Here is a 13311-nt window from a genome sequence, read left to right on the forward strand (position 1 = left end):
CCACGATTGTCGCCATGGCGGGCGGTGCAGGCAAGCCGCAAGCGACGAAACGGGCTTTTCGCGGCGCCAAACCGGCTGCGGGAAGAGCGAAGCCGGCCGCATGGCCGATAATAAGCCCGGGTTCATATCACGGAGACAGCATGGAATTCCAGTTCCTCGGCACCTCGTCGGGCACCCCGAGCAAGTCCCGCAACGTCACCGCGCTGGCGCTGCGTTCGCTGGGCGCGGCGCGCGCGGCGCGCCACTGGTCGCTGATCGATTGCGGCGAGGGCACCCAGCACCGCATCCTGCGCGCACCCTGGTCGCTGCATGACCTGCACGCGGTCTTCATCACCCACATGCACGGGGACCACTGCTACGGCTTGCCCGGCCTGCTGGCCAGCGCCGGCATGATGAACCGCACCGCGCCGCTGACTTTGGTGGGACCGGCGCCGCTGCGGCCCTTCCTGGAAGGCGTGATGGCGACCACGGAACTGGGCCTGCCGTTCGCGCTCGACTTCGTCGACGTGGAAAACCTGGCGGACGCCGACGTGTTGCCCGACCTGGCGGTGCGGGCGACAAAGCTGTCGCACCGCATACCCTGCTGGGCCTACAGCTTCACCGAGAAAGCGGTCGAGCGCAGGCTGGACACGGCCAGGCTGGCGGCGGGCGGGGTGCCGCGCGGCGAAGCCTGGGGCGAACTGCAGCGCGGAAGACCCGTGGTGCTGGACGATGGCCGGGTGCTGCAGCCGGAAGACTGGCTGCAGCCCGGCCGCAAGCCGCGCAAGATCATCGTTGGCGGCGATAACGACAGCCCGGCGTTGCTGGTCGACGAAGCGCGCGACGCCGAGGTGCTGATCCACGAAGCGACCTACACCGAGGATGTGCTGCAGAAGGTGGGACCGGGCCCGCAGCACAGCTCGGCGCGCATGACGGCGCTGGCGGCCGGCGAGGCCGGCGTGCCGAACCTGGTGCTGACCCACTTCAGCCCGCGCTACCAGGAAGGGGAGGGGGCGCCGTCGATGCGCGACATCGAAAACGAAGCGCGCGCGGTGTACGGCGGCCAGTTGTTCCTGGCCCGCGATTTCGACCGCTACCAGCTGGGCAGGGATGGGCAGCTCAGCTTGATCTCCGGCCGATCCGCCTGAAGCCCGGCGGAAGGATTATCTTTTTCGCATTGCCAATGTTATGATGCCGTAGATCACTAATAGCTCTAGAGCAACTGGCACGCGACGATGGACGCACAACAATTCCTGTTTGGCGAGTGGTTGGTCGACCCCTCGACCAACAGCATCCATCAGTCGGGCGAGCGCAAGCAGATGGAGCCGCGCGCCATGGAAGTGCTGGTGGTGCTGTGCCGGGCGGCCGGCAAGATCGTCAGCGCCGACGAGCTGCTGGCGCAATGCTGGCGCACCGACGTCTACGGCGACAACCCGGTCCACAAGATCCTCGCCCAGCTGCGGCGCCTGCTCGGCGATACCGCCACCGCCCCCTCCTATATCGAAACGGTGCGCAAGCGCGGCTACCGCACGCTGGCCCCGGTCAGCTTCGCCGAACCGGCGCCGGCCGAGGCAAGCAAGTGGGCCGACCGCACGCCCTTCCGCGGCCTGCACGCCTTCGACGAAGAACACGCCCAGGTTTTTTTCGGCCGCGACGAGGCCACCCGGCGCCTGCTGGCGGCGGTCGACGCCCAGGTCGACGCGCGGATGGCGCTGCAGCTGGTGCTCGGTCCAAGCGGCTCCGGCAAGTCCTCGCTGGTGCGGGCCGGCCTGTTCCCGGCGATGGCGCCGGCGCTGCGCGGCGAGCGGCCCGCCTTGCTGTCCACCACCACCTTCGACCTGGCGGAGCAGGGCGAACAAAGCCTGTTCGCCGCGCTCGCCAGCACCATGCTCGACCTGCACAGCGGCGATGCCGACCTGTTCGCCGGCGACAGCGCCGTGTCGCTGGCCGGGCGCCTGGCGCAGGACCGTGAAGAAGTGCTGGGCCGGATGCGGGCCGCAGCGGTGACGGCCCAGGCCGGCGCGCAGGCAGGCGCCGGTCCGCTCCGCTTTGGCATCTTCATCGACCATTTCGAGGCACTGTTCGCGCCCGGGCGCTGTCCCGAAGCGGAACGCGAGGCCTTGTTCCAGCTGATCGGCGACCTGGCCCGCAGCGAAGCGGCGCTGGTGGTGATCGGCTGCCGCAACGATTTTTATCCGCAGATTGCGCGCTACCCGCTGCTGATGGACGGCAAGCCGAACGGTGCGCACTTCGACCTGACCCCGCCGACCAGCGCCGAGATCGCCCAGATTATCCGGCTGCCGGTGGCCGCGGCCGGGCTGTCGTTCGGCGTCGATACGCAGACCGGCGCCCGGCTCGACGACGTGCTGTGCGAAAGCGCCGCCGCCAGCCCGGACGCCTTGCCGCTGCTGCAGTACTGCCTGCAGGAGCTGTATGCGCTGCGCGGCGACAGCGGCGAACTGCATTTCGACGCCTTCCGCCAGCTCGGCGGGGTCGAAGGCGCGATCGCCCAGCGCGCCGAGCAGGTGGTCGCGCGTTTCAGCGCGGCGCAGAAGGCGGCGCTGGAGCGCGTCATGTCGCTGGTGGTCGTGATCGCCGCCAACGAGGAGACGGTCACCGGCCGCCGCGCGCCGTGGTCGGCGCTGCGCGGGGAGCCCGAGCGCCAGGTGGTCGAGGCGCTGGTCGAGTCGCGCCTGTTCGTCAGCGAACTGCTGGGCGACGCGCCCGGTTTCGGCATCGCCCACGAAGCGATCCTGCGGCGCTGGCCGCGCATCCGCGAATGGATCGAGGCCCACAAGGGCGCTCTGCTGGAGCATGCGCGCCTGGCCAACCAGACCGCGCGCTGGGTGCGCGAAGGGCGCAGCGCCGAGCTGCTGCTGCCGCGCGGCCGGCAGCTGGATGGCGCGCTGGCGCTGCAGAAGTCCGGCCAGCTCGCCCTCACCGAAGACCAGACGGAGCTGATCCGCCTGTCGCAGCGCCGCGCGCGCCGCGGCGAACGCCTGCGCCTGCTGGCACTGGGCACGATCGTGACGCTGGCGCTGCTGGCGCTGGCGCTCGGCATCAGCGCCACGGTCTCGCGCAAGCTCGCCGAACAGCGCCGCATCGAAGCCGAGGGGCTGATGGGCTATATGCTGGGCGACTTCGCCGACAAGCTGCGCCCCCTCGGACGGCTCGACCTGCTCGACAGCGTGAGCAGCAAGGCGCTCGGCTACCTGGGCGCGCGCGACCGCGACGACCTGGGCATGACGGCGCTGGCGCAGCGCGCCCAGGCCCTGCAAGTCATCGCCGAAGTACGGCGGGCGCGCGGCGACTCGCCGGGGGCGGCGCAGGCGTTGGACGCGGCCCAGGGCATCCTGACGGCGCAGCAGGCCAAAGCGCCAGACAACATCGAGGTGCTCAAGAACCTCGGCGTGAACGCTTACTGGCTGGGCAAGCTGGCCCTGGACCGGGGCGACGTCGACAAGGCTGCCGCGCATTGGCAGGACTACCTCAGGTTCAGCGACGGCCTGCACCGGCTCGAGCCGGACAATGTGGAATGGTGGATCGAGCAGTCCTACGCGCATAACAATCTCGGCTCGCTGGCGGCGTCGCGCGGCGACCCAGCCACTGCGGCGCGCGAGTTCGCGCAGTCGATCGCCTTGAAACGGCGCGCCCTCGAGCGCCAGCCCGGTTCCCGGACCCTGCTCGAGGAACTGGCGGACAGCTATTCCTGGCTTGGCAGGTCCAGGGAAGGGCTGGGCGACCGCGACGCCGCCGATGCGCTGTATGGGCAGGAAATGGCGATCGTCCGGCAACTGCGGGCGGCGGCGCCCGGCGAGCCCTTGTGGGCAAGGAGCGAAGCCTGGGCGCTCCAGCACCGCGCCGCCAACCGGCTGGCGCAGGGGCAGGACCAGGCGGCGCTGGGCGATTACCGGGCCGCCCGGGTGCTGATGGCCGATCTGGCCCGGAGCGACGAGAAAAACCTCGGCTGGCAGGCCGAAGCGGCGGGGATCGAGATGGAGGAGCTTGCCATCCTGGCGCGCACCGACAGCAGCGAAGCGGTGCTGGCACGGATGCGGCAGAGCCATGCGCGCCTGGCCGGGCTGGCGGCGACCGATCCGAAAAATACCGAGTGGGCGCGGATGGCGGGGCTGGCCCAGGTGCGGCTGGCGGACCTGCTGCTGAAACCGAAACAGGCCGCGGCGGCACGTGAAGAGGCCGCCGCGGCGCTTGCGCGGCTTGGCCCGCTTTACCAGGACAACAAGTCCAACAAGCGCTTGCTGCTGAGCTTCGTACGGGCCCTGTCGATCTCGGCGGACGCCGCCAGGGCGGCCGGCGACGGTGGCGCGGCGCGCAGCGCCTGCCTGAGCGCACTCGAGGTCCTGGGCCCGGACGCCGGCGCTGCGCGCGACGCCAGCATGCTCGAGCTGTGGGTCAGGCTGCATGGCTGCATCGGCAAGGCCGAGTTTGCCGCCGATGCGGTGGCCCGTTTGCAGCGCTTCGGCTATGCCGACCGCGCTTACCTGCAATACCTTGCCCAGCAAAGCAAATAATAATTTCCCAGCAAAAACAATGACTTGCAAACCGGAAGGATATCGGAAGGTATCCTTCAGGCAATTCCCCTACAGTGAGCGCCGTCACAACGAAGGGGAACAGCAAGATGAAAACGAGCGTCGACCGACCCGCGCCAACGCTACCAGGCCAGGCCGGTATAACGGGCTGGAACGGCAAGCAGGGCCACCGCAATCTGCCCGGTTTCCGGCCCAGGACCATCGATGGCACCTACCCGTGCTTCGCTTCCACGGCACCGGTCGCGGTCCCGGACGGTACCCGGCCGATGGGCGACATCGCCATCGGCGACCAGGTGCTGGTTGCCAGCCGGCGCGCCACGGGCTGGGAATGGTCGGCCAGGGAAGTTCAGTTCAGCGCCGGCTCGCCGCCGAACGGCAGCGGCCTCGGCAACCTGATGCTCTACATCGAATACGAGGCCAACCGGCCGGGGGAGCGGCATCGCTCGCTGGTCGCGTCGCCCAACCAGCTGTTCCTGATGGCGGGCAGCGGCCTGCTGAAACGGGCGGACCAGCTGGTGCCCGGCACCGACAGCCTGGTCGGCCCGGACGGGAAGGCGCTGCCGATCGCGCGCGTGCACAGCGGCAGCTATCTCGGCGCCGTCCACTACATCGCCACCGAGGTGCCGGCCTACGAGGAATTCTCGGGCTGCCTGGACAACCACCTGATCATCACCAACGGCGTCATCGCCGGCGACTTCGCGCTGCAGTGCTACCAGGAGACCGAGAAGATGCGGCCGCACACGGCGCCGGCGGCCGACAATCCGGTGCTCGGCAGCGCCGCCTACCGGGCCCGCTACAGGCTGGCCCATCACTCGGCGTTCGGCGCGGCTGTCGATGGCGATGCCGGGCCGGTGATGCATCCGGACTTCGTGGCCGACACCGAATCGGCCACCGTCATCCCGCCGGGCGCGGCGGCGCTGTTCACGGCGCCGCAGGAAGCCCGGCTGCTGGCGCCGGAGGTGCCGCGCCGGCCGCTGTCGGACGCGACCAACCGCTGGATGGCGAGCTACTACTCGCGTCTCTACGCCACCTTTTGTCCCGGCATCCGCTTCTATATCGACTGGACCAGCCACCGTCCGAACGTGTTCGCCTTCACCGAGTACGGCCAGAAGACCGTGGTCGTCGGCGGTGGCCTGCTGCGCCTGGCGGCGCTGTACGACAGCGCGATGGCGGTGGTGCTGGCCTTCGGCGCCGCCTGCCTGGCCGAGCAGGGCAGCGGCCGCGCACCAAGCTATGCGGCGGAAACCGGACGCGCCCTCTACGACGGCATTGCGATCGTCGCCGGCACCGCGCTCCAGGGCGGCAATGCCTGGCGCGACACGATGCTGATCGGCACCCGCCAACTGGGCGAGGTGATCCGCATGCTGATCGCCGGGCCGGACTCCGACGGCGACAGCGCATCGCTGGGCTGCCTGCTGGAAGTGATGGAGGCCGCCGTCGGCGGCGCCGACCTGCCGTGCTGCGCCGGCGGCCCGACGCCGGGCGGTCTGCAGGTGGTCTCGGCCAGCTACGACAGCGCCGGCAAGCGCTTGACCGTCTCGTTCAGCGAACCGGTGCAGCAGCACAGCGCGGTCAATCCGAAGCACTACCGGATCGGCGATGGCGTGGCCGTGAGCGCGGTCCAGCACCATCCGCGGCGCCCGGCCGCCGTCATGCTCTGCGTCGATCTCGCGCCCGGCGCCTACATCGTCGAGGTGGCGGGCGTGCGCGCCGTGGACGGCTCGACCCTCGATCCCGCGGCCAGCACGGCGCCGCTGGACGTGCGCCAATAATTTTTCCCCACCCCTTCAACAACGAAAGGAACTAGCATGCCTCAAGATAAGAACACCCAGCTCCCGGCCGACACCGAACCGACGGCGCCGACCGAGGGCACGGACACGACCGGCACCCTGCAGACGCAAACCGCAGCCGCCGCCGAGACCCGGCAGCCGGCCCCCGCAGCCGCGTAATCGCTCGGGCATCGGGCAGGGCGCGACGGCTTACAGGTCTTCGTGGTGGTCGGACACGCCCTGTTTCCAGTAGCTCGACACCCGCATATGCTGCTTGGGCACGCCCTTCTCGAGCAGCACCTGGCGCACCTGCGCCATCAGCGCGGCTTCGCCGCCACCCCAGGCGAAGCCCGTTTCCGTCGCCGGCAGATCCAGCGCGCGCAGCGCCGCCAGCAGGTCATCGCCGGAGGCTGGCCACGCTACCTGCGCCTCGGCGTTGCCGCCGAACGCGCGCCGGTCCGCCGCATCCGCCAGCACGAACACGAACGCCCGGCTCCCCGCCGGCAGTTCTTCCAGCCGCCGCGAAATCGCCGGCAGCGCGGTCGCATCGCCGACCAGCAGGTGCCAGCCCAGCGTCAGCGGCACGATCATCGACCCGCGCGGGCCGCCGATCAGCAGGCGGTCGCCGACCTTGGCCCCGCGCGCCCAGCTTGATGCCGCGCCATCGCCGTGCAGCGCGAACTCGATCGTCAGCTCGCGCGCTTCCCGGCTGAAGCGCCGTGGGGTATAGTCGCGCCGGACCTGGCCTTCCGGCGGGGCGCCGTCGAACATGAGCTTGACGTGGTCGTCGAAACCGAGGGACGTGAAATCGGCCAGCGCCTCACCCCTGAAGGTGATGGCGAGAAAGCCGGGAGACAGAGCGTCGATGGCCGCGACCTCGAGCTCGCGCAATTTGAGCTCGTGGCGCACGCGCTGGACCAGCGTCGCAGGTTCGGTGGAAGTGTTGGCGTCGTGCGTCATCTTTGCTCCAAATTAGTTGATAATATCATCCATTATGCAGAAAACAGTTGATCAAGTCAACCAAATCCCGGTTGAGGATGTCCTCGAGACCATGCATGCCATCATGCATCTCTACCGTTCGGCGCAGCAGCGCAGCCTGCGCGACGGCCCCAACGACCTGGCCCACATGGAGGTCAAGGCGCTCGGCTTCTTCGCCCGCCATCCGGGTGCCACCCAGAGCGATCTGGTGACGCATTCCGGCCGCGACAAGGCCCAGGTGGCGCGCCAGATCCGCGCCCTGCGCGAGCGCGGCCTGCTCGACGTCCAGGCCGACGAGACGGACCGTCGCAGTTCGCGCCTGCACCTGTCGGAAGCAGGGCGCGCCGTGCATGCCGCCTTGCACAGCAACGACGGCCGGCTCAAGGCACAGGCCCTGCAGGACTTCAGCGAGGACGAGAAGACCGCGCTGGTGGATTTGCTGGGCAGGGTGCGCGCCAACCTGCAGACCCTGCCCGAGTGAGTTTTAAAATCCCAGGCTGTCCTGGGCTTCCTGCTGCAGCTGGGCGTCGGAGGGGTAAGTGATGCGCTCGCCCTCGACCCTGGCAAAGGCCGTCAGCTTGTGCGGCTTGGGCTTTTGCGGGCCGATGATTTCCTCGACCGCGATTCCGCGCACCAGCAGCGCGTCGGCCACCAGCGAACGGTGGCAGCGCCAGGGCACGGCTTCGGCGCACATTAGGGCGCAGCGCGTGTGTTCGGCCAGGGCGACCACGGTATCGACGTTGTGCGCGAAGGCATCGGTCTGCATGTAGTCGGCGTAGCCGCGGAACGAGGTGTTGCGCCAGCCGCCGTTCGGCGAATCCGGGCGCGGACGGCGCAGCCCGCCCAGGCCTGCGAGGTAGCGGTATTCGATGCCGGCCGCCGCCAGCGACGCCGGCAACTGGTTCTGGCCGAACTGCGGATTGTGGCGCGACTTCGGCACCGTGCGGATGTCGAGCAGGCAGGCAATCCCGTTCTGCTTCAGCAAGGCGATGAATTCCTCGATCGTGCGGTTCGAATGGCCGATGGTGGAGACGGTTTCCATGCTTTGATTCTGGCACAGCCGGCCCCATATGCGGCGCATGCGAACACTGCTGCGGAGCCTGGCGCTTGCCATCGTCCTGATCGCCCTCGAAGGCGTGCTGCGGCCATGGCTGGAAAGCGCGGCCTACGCCATCCGCCTAGGCTCGCTGCCGGCACCGACTGCGCTGCCGGTGCCGGTCGCGGGCGTCAAACCGGCGCGCCTGGTCGATACCTGGGGCGGGGCGCGCAGCGAGGGCCGCAAGCACGAAGGCATCGACATCTTCGCCAAACGCGGCACGCCGGTGCTGGCGGCCACCGAGGGCATTGTGATGCGGGTCGGCACCAACCGGCTGGGCGGCCAGGTGGTCTGGGTGCTGGGCCCGGGCGGCCAGCGTCACTACTACGCCCACCTCGACAGCTATGGCGATGTGCACGCCGGCATGCGCATCGATGCCGGCAAGATCGTCGGCTATGTCGGCAACACCGGCAACGCCGCGACCACGCCGCCGCACCTGCACTACGGCATCTATACGACGAGCGGCGCCATCAATCCGTATCCCTTCCTGAGGCAGATTCCTACACGCGCACGGGTGGACGCCGGCCAGCACGCTGGTTGAAAGACATCGCACTACAATCGTCCAAATGGATACGCTCGAAGCTAGAAATTTCGTTGAGCCAAGAATCAATGGCGACTTAAGGCAGGACACCGTGCTGTGGCGCTACCTCGACGCAGCCAAGCTGTTCGATTTTTTCGAGAACTCGACCCTGTTCTTTTGCCGCGCCGACCACTTCAGCGACAAGTTCGAAGGCGCGTTCACCCCTTCACTCAGACAACAGATCAGCGACGCCTATGCCAGAGGTGAAATCGACTACACCTACGAACAGTTCAAGCGGCGCATGCGCGAGTCCGTTTTCATCAATTGCTGGCACCGCAGCCAGGACGACAGCGCCGCCATGTGGGCGTTGTACGGCAAGTCGGAATGCGCGGTGGCGCTGACGACCACGGTGGGCCAGCTGGCCGGCGCCCTGAAAGGCGTGGAAACCGAGCACGACATCTCGATCGAGCGGGTCGAGTACGTCAAGCACTGGAGCGACCCCAAGCTGGACGTCTCGCCCGACTATGCCCGCATCTTCGCCTACAAAACCAAGGCTTACGAATACGAAAAGGAGGTGCGCGTCATCATCGACCGCACCGGGTATTCCACGATTTCGGAGGAAAACCACTACGGAATCATGGTGTCGATCGATGCCACGCGCCTGCTGCGCAGCATCGTGATCGCGCCCGACGCGCCGCCCTGGTTCGAGAAACTGGTGCGGCAGTCGGCGCTGCGCTACGGCGTCAAGGCGGCGGTGCGGCGCTCCAAGCTGGCGACGGATCCGATCTGAGGCGCGATCTGAGCCTCGGTCCGACTGCGGCGGCCCAGATGCTGCGACAGCATCGTCGCCGCGCCCGCCAGCGCCGGCGTGGGCGCATGGATCACGAAGCAGGGGATCCGCGCGGTGAAGCTGGAAAAGCGTCCCTTGTGCTCGAAGCGGGCGCGGAAGGGTGAGCCGGCGAACCAGCTGCCCAACCTCGGCACCACACCGCCGCCGATATAAATGCCGCCGCGCGCGTTCAGGGTCACCGCCAGGTTGGCGGCCATGGTACCGAGCATGCCGCAGAAGATTTCCAGCGTCTCGCGGCACAGCGCCTCGCCGGCCAGGCCGCGCTCGACCACCAGCGCCGGCGTCAGCGTCTCCAGCGCGTCGCCGCGCAGCGCCGACAAGGCTTCGTGGATCAGGCTCAGGCCGGGCCCCGAGATCAGGCGCTCGGCCGACACATGCGGAAAGCGGCGCCAGCAAAAAGACAGTATCTGCTGTTCGCGCTCGTCGGCCGGCGAAAAGGCGACGTGACCGCCTTCGCTGGCCAGCACGCTCCAGCCGCCCGTATCGCCCGCGGGCAGCAGCCCGGCCACGCCCAGGCCGGTGCCGGCCCCCAGCACGCCGATCGTGCCGCCCGCGCGGGCCGCATTTTCGTTGACCGTGCCGCCCACCTGCACCAGCTCGGCCGCCGCCAGCGTCGGCACCGACATCGCCAGCGCCGCGAAGTCGTTCACCAGCAGCAGCGTGTCCAGGCCGAGGTCGGTGCGCGCCTCCTCGATCGAGAACTGCCAGTGGTGGTTGGTCATCCGGATCAGGTCGCCCTCGACCGGATTGGCGATCGCCACCACCGCATGCCGCACCCGCGCCTCTGGACGCCGGCGCAGATAGGCACGCACCGCATCGACGAAGCGTGGGTGGCTGTCGCAGGCGAGGGTGGCCACGTCGCCGATGCGGCCGGGGCCGCGTTCGAGCGCGAAGCGGGCATTGGTGCCGCCGATGTCGGCCAGCAGGCGCGGGCCGTCCAGGTAGTCGTCGTGATTCATACGGAGCTCACAGGTTCGGGCGCCGGCTGCGCTCAGAAGTCGACGCCGGTGTTGAAGCCCACGGTGCGCGGCGGCTGGTATTGCGCCAGCCAGATCGCGTGCGGGCCCGGATTGAAGGCGCTGGTCTTGATCTTCTCGTCGCTGACGTTACGCACGAACAGGTCGATCCACCATTTGTCCCGGGTGTAGCGCAGGCCGAGGTCGGCGCGGCCGTAGGCCTTCTGGCGGTCTTCCTCGCCGAGGTCGAACACCGACAGCGTCGACTTGGTCTCGTAGTGGGCCGAGATGCGCGGCGCCAGGGTCGAGCCTTCGCCGAGGCGGAACACGTGCTGGTACTGGACGTGGGCCGAGAACTTCGGCGTGTGCGGCATGGTGTGGCCGGTCACGTCCAGGCAGGTGCTGATGCCGGGCACGCTGCAGACCGGCAGCGTGTAGTCGTTCGAGCCGCCGATCAGCTTGCCCAACTTGGCGTGCGGGGTGTAGGTTAGCGCTAACATGATACGGTCATCAGGCGTGATCTTGGCGGTGATCTCCGATTCCAGGCCGTAGATTTTGGCGCCGTCGGCATTGTTGGTGGCCAGGCCACGGGTGCCGTCCGGGTTGGTGACCGGGGCGCTGAACTGGAAGCCGCGGAATTTCTCGTAGAAGATGGCGTTATTCACCAGCAGCTTCCCGCCCAGGAAGGTGCTCTTGCTGCCGACTTCGTAGTTGGTCAGGGTCTCGTCGCCATAGGGTTTGCCGCCGTCCTGCAGGCCGCCCGATTTGTAGCCGGTGGCGACGCTGGCGTAGACCATGTTGTAGCGGTCGATGTCGTAGTTCAGGCGCAGCAGACCGGTCCACTTGTGGCCATTGTATTCGCCGGTGTTGGACGGGTTGTTCGGCGTGTAGCCCTGGCCCGGCCGGGTCGGGTCGATGTTCGGCGACAGCGGCACCTGCGGCACGTTCGGATCGCCGTTCCAGGTGTAGCCGTTGCCGCCTTCGTTGGTGCGCTTGTCGTGGGTGTAGCGTGCGCCGCCGGTGAGATGGAGACTGCTCGAGAGGTTCCAGGTGGCCTGGCCGAAGGCCGCCGCCGACTTCACCGTCTCTTTCGGCTGGATGAAGGAACCCTGCCAGTTCACGGTACCCTGCTGGGTGCCGTTGAAGATCGGGATGTCGAAGCGGATGCCGTTGTCCTCGGCGCCGTAGTACAGGCCCAGCTGCCAGTCGACGGTGCGGCTGCCCAGCGACTGCAGCTCGACTTCGTGGCTGTAGTTGGTGTAGTGCGAATAGACGGTATTGTTTTCCTGGTGGTTGCCGCCGGTCGAGAAGCTGGTCGGCAGGTCGGCGCCGGCGTCCTGGTCGAAGGTCGAGGAGCCGTCGAACTTGGACCAGCCGGCAATGTAAGTCAGCTGCATGTCCGGGTTCAGCTGGTATTCCAGGCGCGAACGCACCGAATCCGAATCGCGCTTCAGCGTCGGCGCGGTGTCGATCAGGGCCGACCAGAAATCCTGGCCCGGACGCGGGTTCTGCATCAGGTTCATCGACGGCGTGCCGCGGTCGGAAAAGCGCTCGTAGGCGATGTTCCAGCGCAGCGCGCTGCTCGGCTCCCACAGGAAGGAGATGCGGGCGGCAGTCTGGTCCTGGGCGCTGTATTTCGGGCCGGTGCGCACGAACTGGTTCGGATTGATCGGCTGGAAGGCGCTGGCCGCGCCGCCGGATGCGGCCCAGGCGGCGCGCTGGCTTTCCAGCGAGGGCGCGGTGTAGGCCTGGTAGTCGACGTAGCCGTCGTGCTGCTCGTGCACCGCGGCGATGCGCAGCGCGGCGGTTTCGCCCAGCGGGATGTTGAAGGCGCCGCGCGCGCCATAGCGGCGGTAGTCGCCCAGGCCGGCTTCGACGCTGCCGCTCTTGCTGCCGAGGACAGGCTTGGCGGTCTGCATATTCACCGCGCCGACCGTGGAGTTGCGGCCCCACAGCGTGCCCTGCGGACCGCGCAGCACTTCGATGGCGTCGAGGTCGAACAGCAGGGCGGTGGCGCCTTCCGGACGCGGCGAGTAGATGCCGTCGACGAAAGTCGCGACTTCCGGATCGGCGTATTCGGTCTTGGCGCTGTCGTTGCCGATGCCGCGCAGGGTCATGGTGGTCACGCCGTGGTCGCCCTGGCCGGTGGCCTGGAAGCCCGGCACCAGGTTGACGACGTCGAGCAGGGTCTGCACGTGGTTGTCTTCCAGCGTCTGCGCGTTCAGCGCGGTGATCGCGATCGGGGTCTTCTGCAGCGAGGTCGAACGCTTGGTCGCGGTGACCACGACTTCGGCGATCTTGCCGCTGTCGTTGGCTTGCGCGGTCGGTGCGCTCAGGCCGGCCGGTGCGCCGGAACCGGCGGGGACGGCCGGGTCGGTGCTCTGGGCATGCGCCACGCCGGCGCACAGGGTGAGGATGGCAAACTGAATGGGCGTGACGGCGCGCCGGCCGGCGAGGACGGTCTTGTTCATACTGTCTCCTGATTGATTATCTGTCGAAGGCTTCTTGCTGCGGTCGAGTGTCGAGTTCAGTGCGTTGCTGAAATCGATTTCATTCATCCTGAAATCGATTTCATAGTACATTCATGATTAATTGAATGTCAAACTCTTTATC

Annotated in this window: 11 protein-coding genes; 7 read left to right on the top strand and 4 right to left on the bottom strand. The window is 68.1% G+C overall.

All coding sequences use genetic code 11. The annotated features are described in order from the left end of the window. Positions 1-140: 140 nt before the first annotated feature. The 4 genes from NX782_RS13845 to NX782_RS13860 all read left to right on the top strand — a co-directional run bounded on the left by NX782_RS13845 (position 141) and on the right by NX782_RS13860 (position 6478). Positions 141-1127 carry a ribonuclease Z gene (locus NX782_RS13845; RefSeq protein WP_258846054.1) on the top strand — a complete coding sequence of 329 codons (987 nt, stop codon included), beginning with the start codon at positions 141-143 and terminating at the stop codon, positions 1125-1127. 87 nt (positions 1128-1214) lie between these two features. Next, positions 1215-4511 (top strand): nSTAND1 domain-containing NTPase, encoded by a 3297-nt coding sequence (locus NX782_RS13850; RefSeq protein ID WP_258846055.1) that lies wholly within the window; start codon positions 1215-1217, stop codon positions 4509-4511. Positions 4512-4618: 107 nt separating this feature from the next. Continuing rightward, positions 4619-6301, top strand: coding sequence for a Hint domain-containing protein (locus NX782_RS13855; protein ID WP_258846056.1), 1683 nt, complete (start codon positions 4619-4621; stop codon positions 6299-6301). A gap of 36 nt (positions 6302-6337) precedes the next feature. After that, positions 6338-6478: a hypothetical protein gene (locus tag NX782_RS13860; RefSeq protein WP_258846057.1), complete on the top strand. Its 141-nt coding sequence runs from the start codon at positions 6338-6340 to the stop codon at positions 6476-6478. A 30-nt stretch (positions 6479-6508) separates the two neighbouring features. Here the strand turns inward: NX782_RS13860 and NX782_RS13865 are convergent, their stop codons facing one another. Then, the gene (locus NX782_RS13865) at positions 6509-7258 is read right to left on the bottom strand and encodes a siderophore-interacting protein (RefSeq protein ID WP_258846058.1); all 750 of its coding nucleotides are present in this window, start codon (positions 7256-7258) and stop codon (positions 6509-6511) included. 103 nt (positions 7259-7361) lie between these two features. On the opposite strand from NX782_RS13865, the gene NX782_RS13870 reads away from it, so the two are divergent. After that, positions 7362-7757, top strand: a complete 396-nt coding sequence (locus tag NX782_RS13870) for a MarR family winged helix-turn-helix transcriptional regulator (RefSeq protein WP_258846059.1) — start codon at positions 7362-7364, stop codon at positions 7755-7757. Between the two features lie 3 nt (positions 7758-7760). On the opposite strand, the gene NX782_RS13875 is transcribed toward NX782_RS13870, so the two are convergent. Further along, a complete protein-coding gene (locus tag NX782_RS13875; protein WP_258846060.1) occupies positions 7761-8318 on the bottom strand; it encodes a DUF488 domain-containing protein in 558 nt (185 codons plus the stop codon). Between the two features lie 37 nt (positions 8319-8355). On the opposite strand from NX782_RS13875, the gene NX782_RS13880 reads away from it, so the two are divergent. Further along, positions 8356-8913, top strand: a complete 558-nt coding sequence (locus tag NX782_RS13880; RefSeq protein ID WP_258846061.1) for a M23 family metallopeptidase — start codon at positions 8356-8358, stop codon at positions 8911-8913. 91 nt (positions 8914-9004) lie between these two features. Next, entirely contained in the window at positions 9005-9682 is a 678-nt protein-coding gene (locus tag NX782_RS13885; RefSeq protein ID WP_258846062.1) for a hypothetical protein, read from the top strand. Here the strand turns inward: NX782_RS13885 and NX782_RS13890 are convergent. Together NX782_RS13890 and NX782_RS13895 are read right to left on the bottom strand one after the other, a co-directional pair. Further along, the gene (locus tag NX782_RS13890; protein WP_258846063.1) at positions 9628-10701 is read right to left on the bottom strand and encodes a glucokinase; all 1074 of its coding nucleotides are present in this window, start codon (positions 10699-10701) and stop codon (positions 9628-9630) included. The genes NX782_RS13885 and NX782_RS13890 overlap by 55 nt on opposite strands. Before the next feature lie 32 nt (positions 10702-10733). Beyond that, positions 10734-13169, bottom strand: a complete 2436-nt coding sequence (locus tag NX782_RS13895; RefSeq protein WP_258846064.1) for a TonB-dependent receptor — start codon at positions 13167-13169, stop codon at positions 10734-10736. Positions 13170-13311 lie beyond the last annotated feature (142 nt).

This window comes from Massilia norwichensis, assembly GCF_024753245.1.
Taxonomy (GTDB): domain Bacteria; phylum Pseudomonadota; class Gammaproteobacteria; order Burkholderiales; family Burkholderiaceae_D; genus Telluria; species Telluria norwichensis.

What these genes read in the sequence shown, in the direction of transcription:
- NX782_RS13880 (WP_258846061.1), top strand. Translation starts at nt 8,356, where the DNA reads ATGCGAACACTGCTGCGGAGCCTGGCGCTTGCCATCGTCCTGATCGCC.
- NX782_RS13850 (WP_258846055.1), top strand. Translation starts at nt 1,215, where the DNA reads ATGGACGCACAACAATTCCTGTTTGGCGAGTGGTTGGTCGACCCCTCG.
- NX782_RS13865 (WP_258846058.1), bottom strand. Translation starts at nt 7,258, where the DNA reads ATGACGCACGACGCCAACACTTCCACCGAACCTGCGACGCTGGTCCAG.
- NX782_RS13860 (WP_258846057.1), top strand. Translation starts at nt 6,338, where the DNA reads ATGCCTCAAGATAAGAACACCCAGCTCCCGGCCGACACCGAACCGACG.
- NX782_RS13890 (WP_258846063.1), bottom strand. Translation starts at nt 10,701, where the DNA reads ATGAATCACGACGACTACCTGGACGGCCCGCGCCTGCTGGCCGACATC.
- NX782_RS13875 (WP_258846060.1), bottom strand. Translation starts at nt 8,318, where the DNA reads ATGGAAACCGTCTCCACCATCGGCCATTCGAACCGCACGATCGAGGAA.
- NX782_RS13855 (WP_258846056.1), top strand. Translation starts at nt 4,619, where the DNA reads ATGAAAACGAGCGTCGACCGACCCGCGCCAACGCTACCAGGCCAGGCC.
- NX782_RS13895 (WP_258846064.1), bottom strand. Translation starts at nt 13,169, where the DNA reads ATGAACAAGACCGTCCTCGCCGGCCGGCGCGCCGTCACGCCCATTCAG.
- NX782_RS13845 (WP_258846054.1), top strand. Translation starts at nt 141, where the DNA reads ATGGAATTCCAGTTCCTCGGCACCTCGTCGGGCACCCCGAGCAAGTCC.
- NX782_RS13870 (WP_258846059.1), top strand. Translation starts at nt 7,362, where the DNA reads ATGCATCTCTACCGTTCGGCGCAGCAGCGCAGCCTGCGCGACGGCCCC.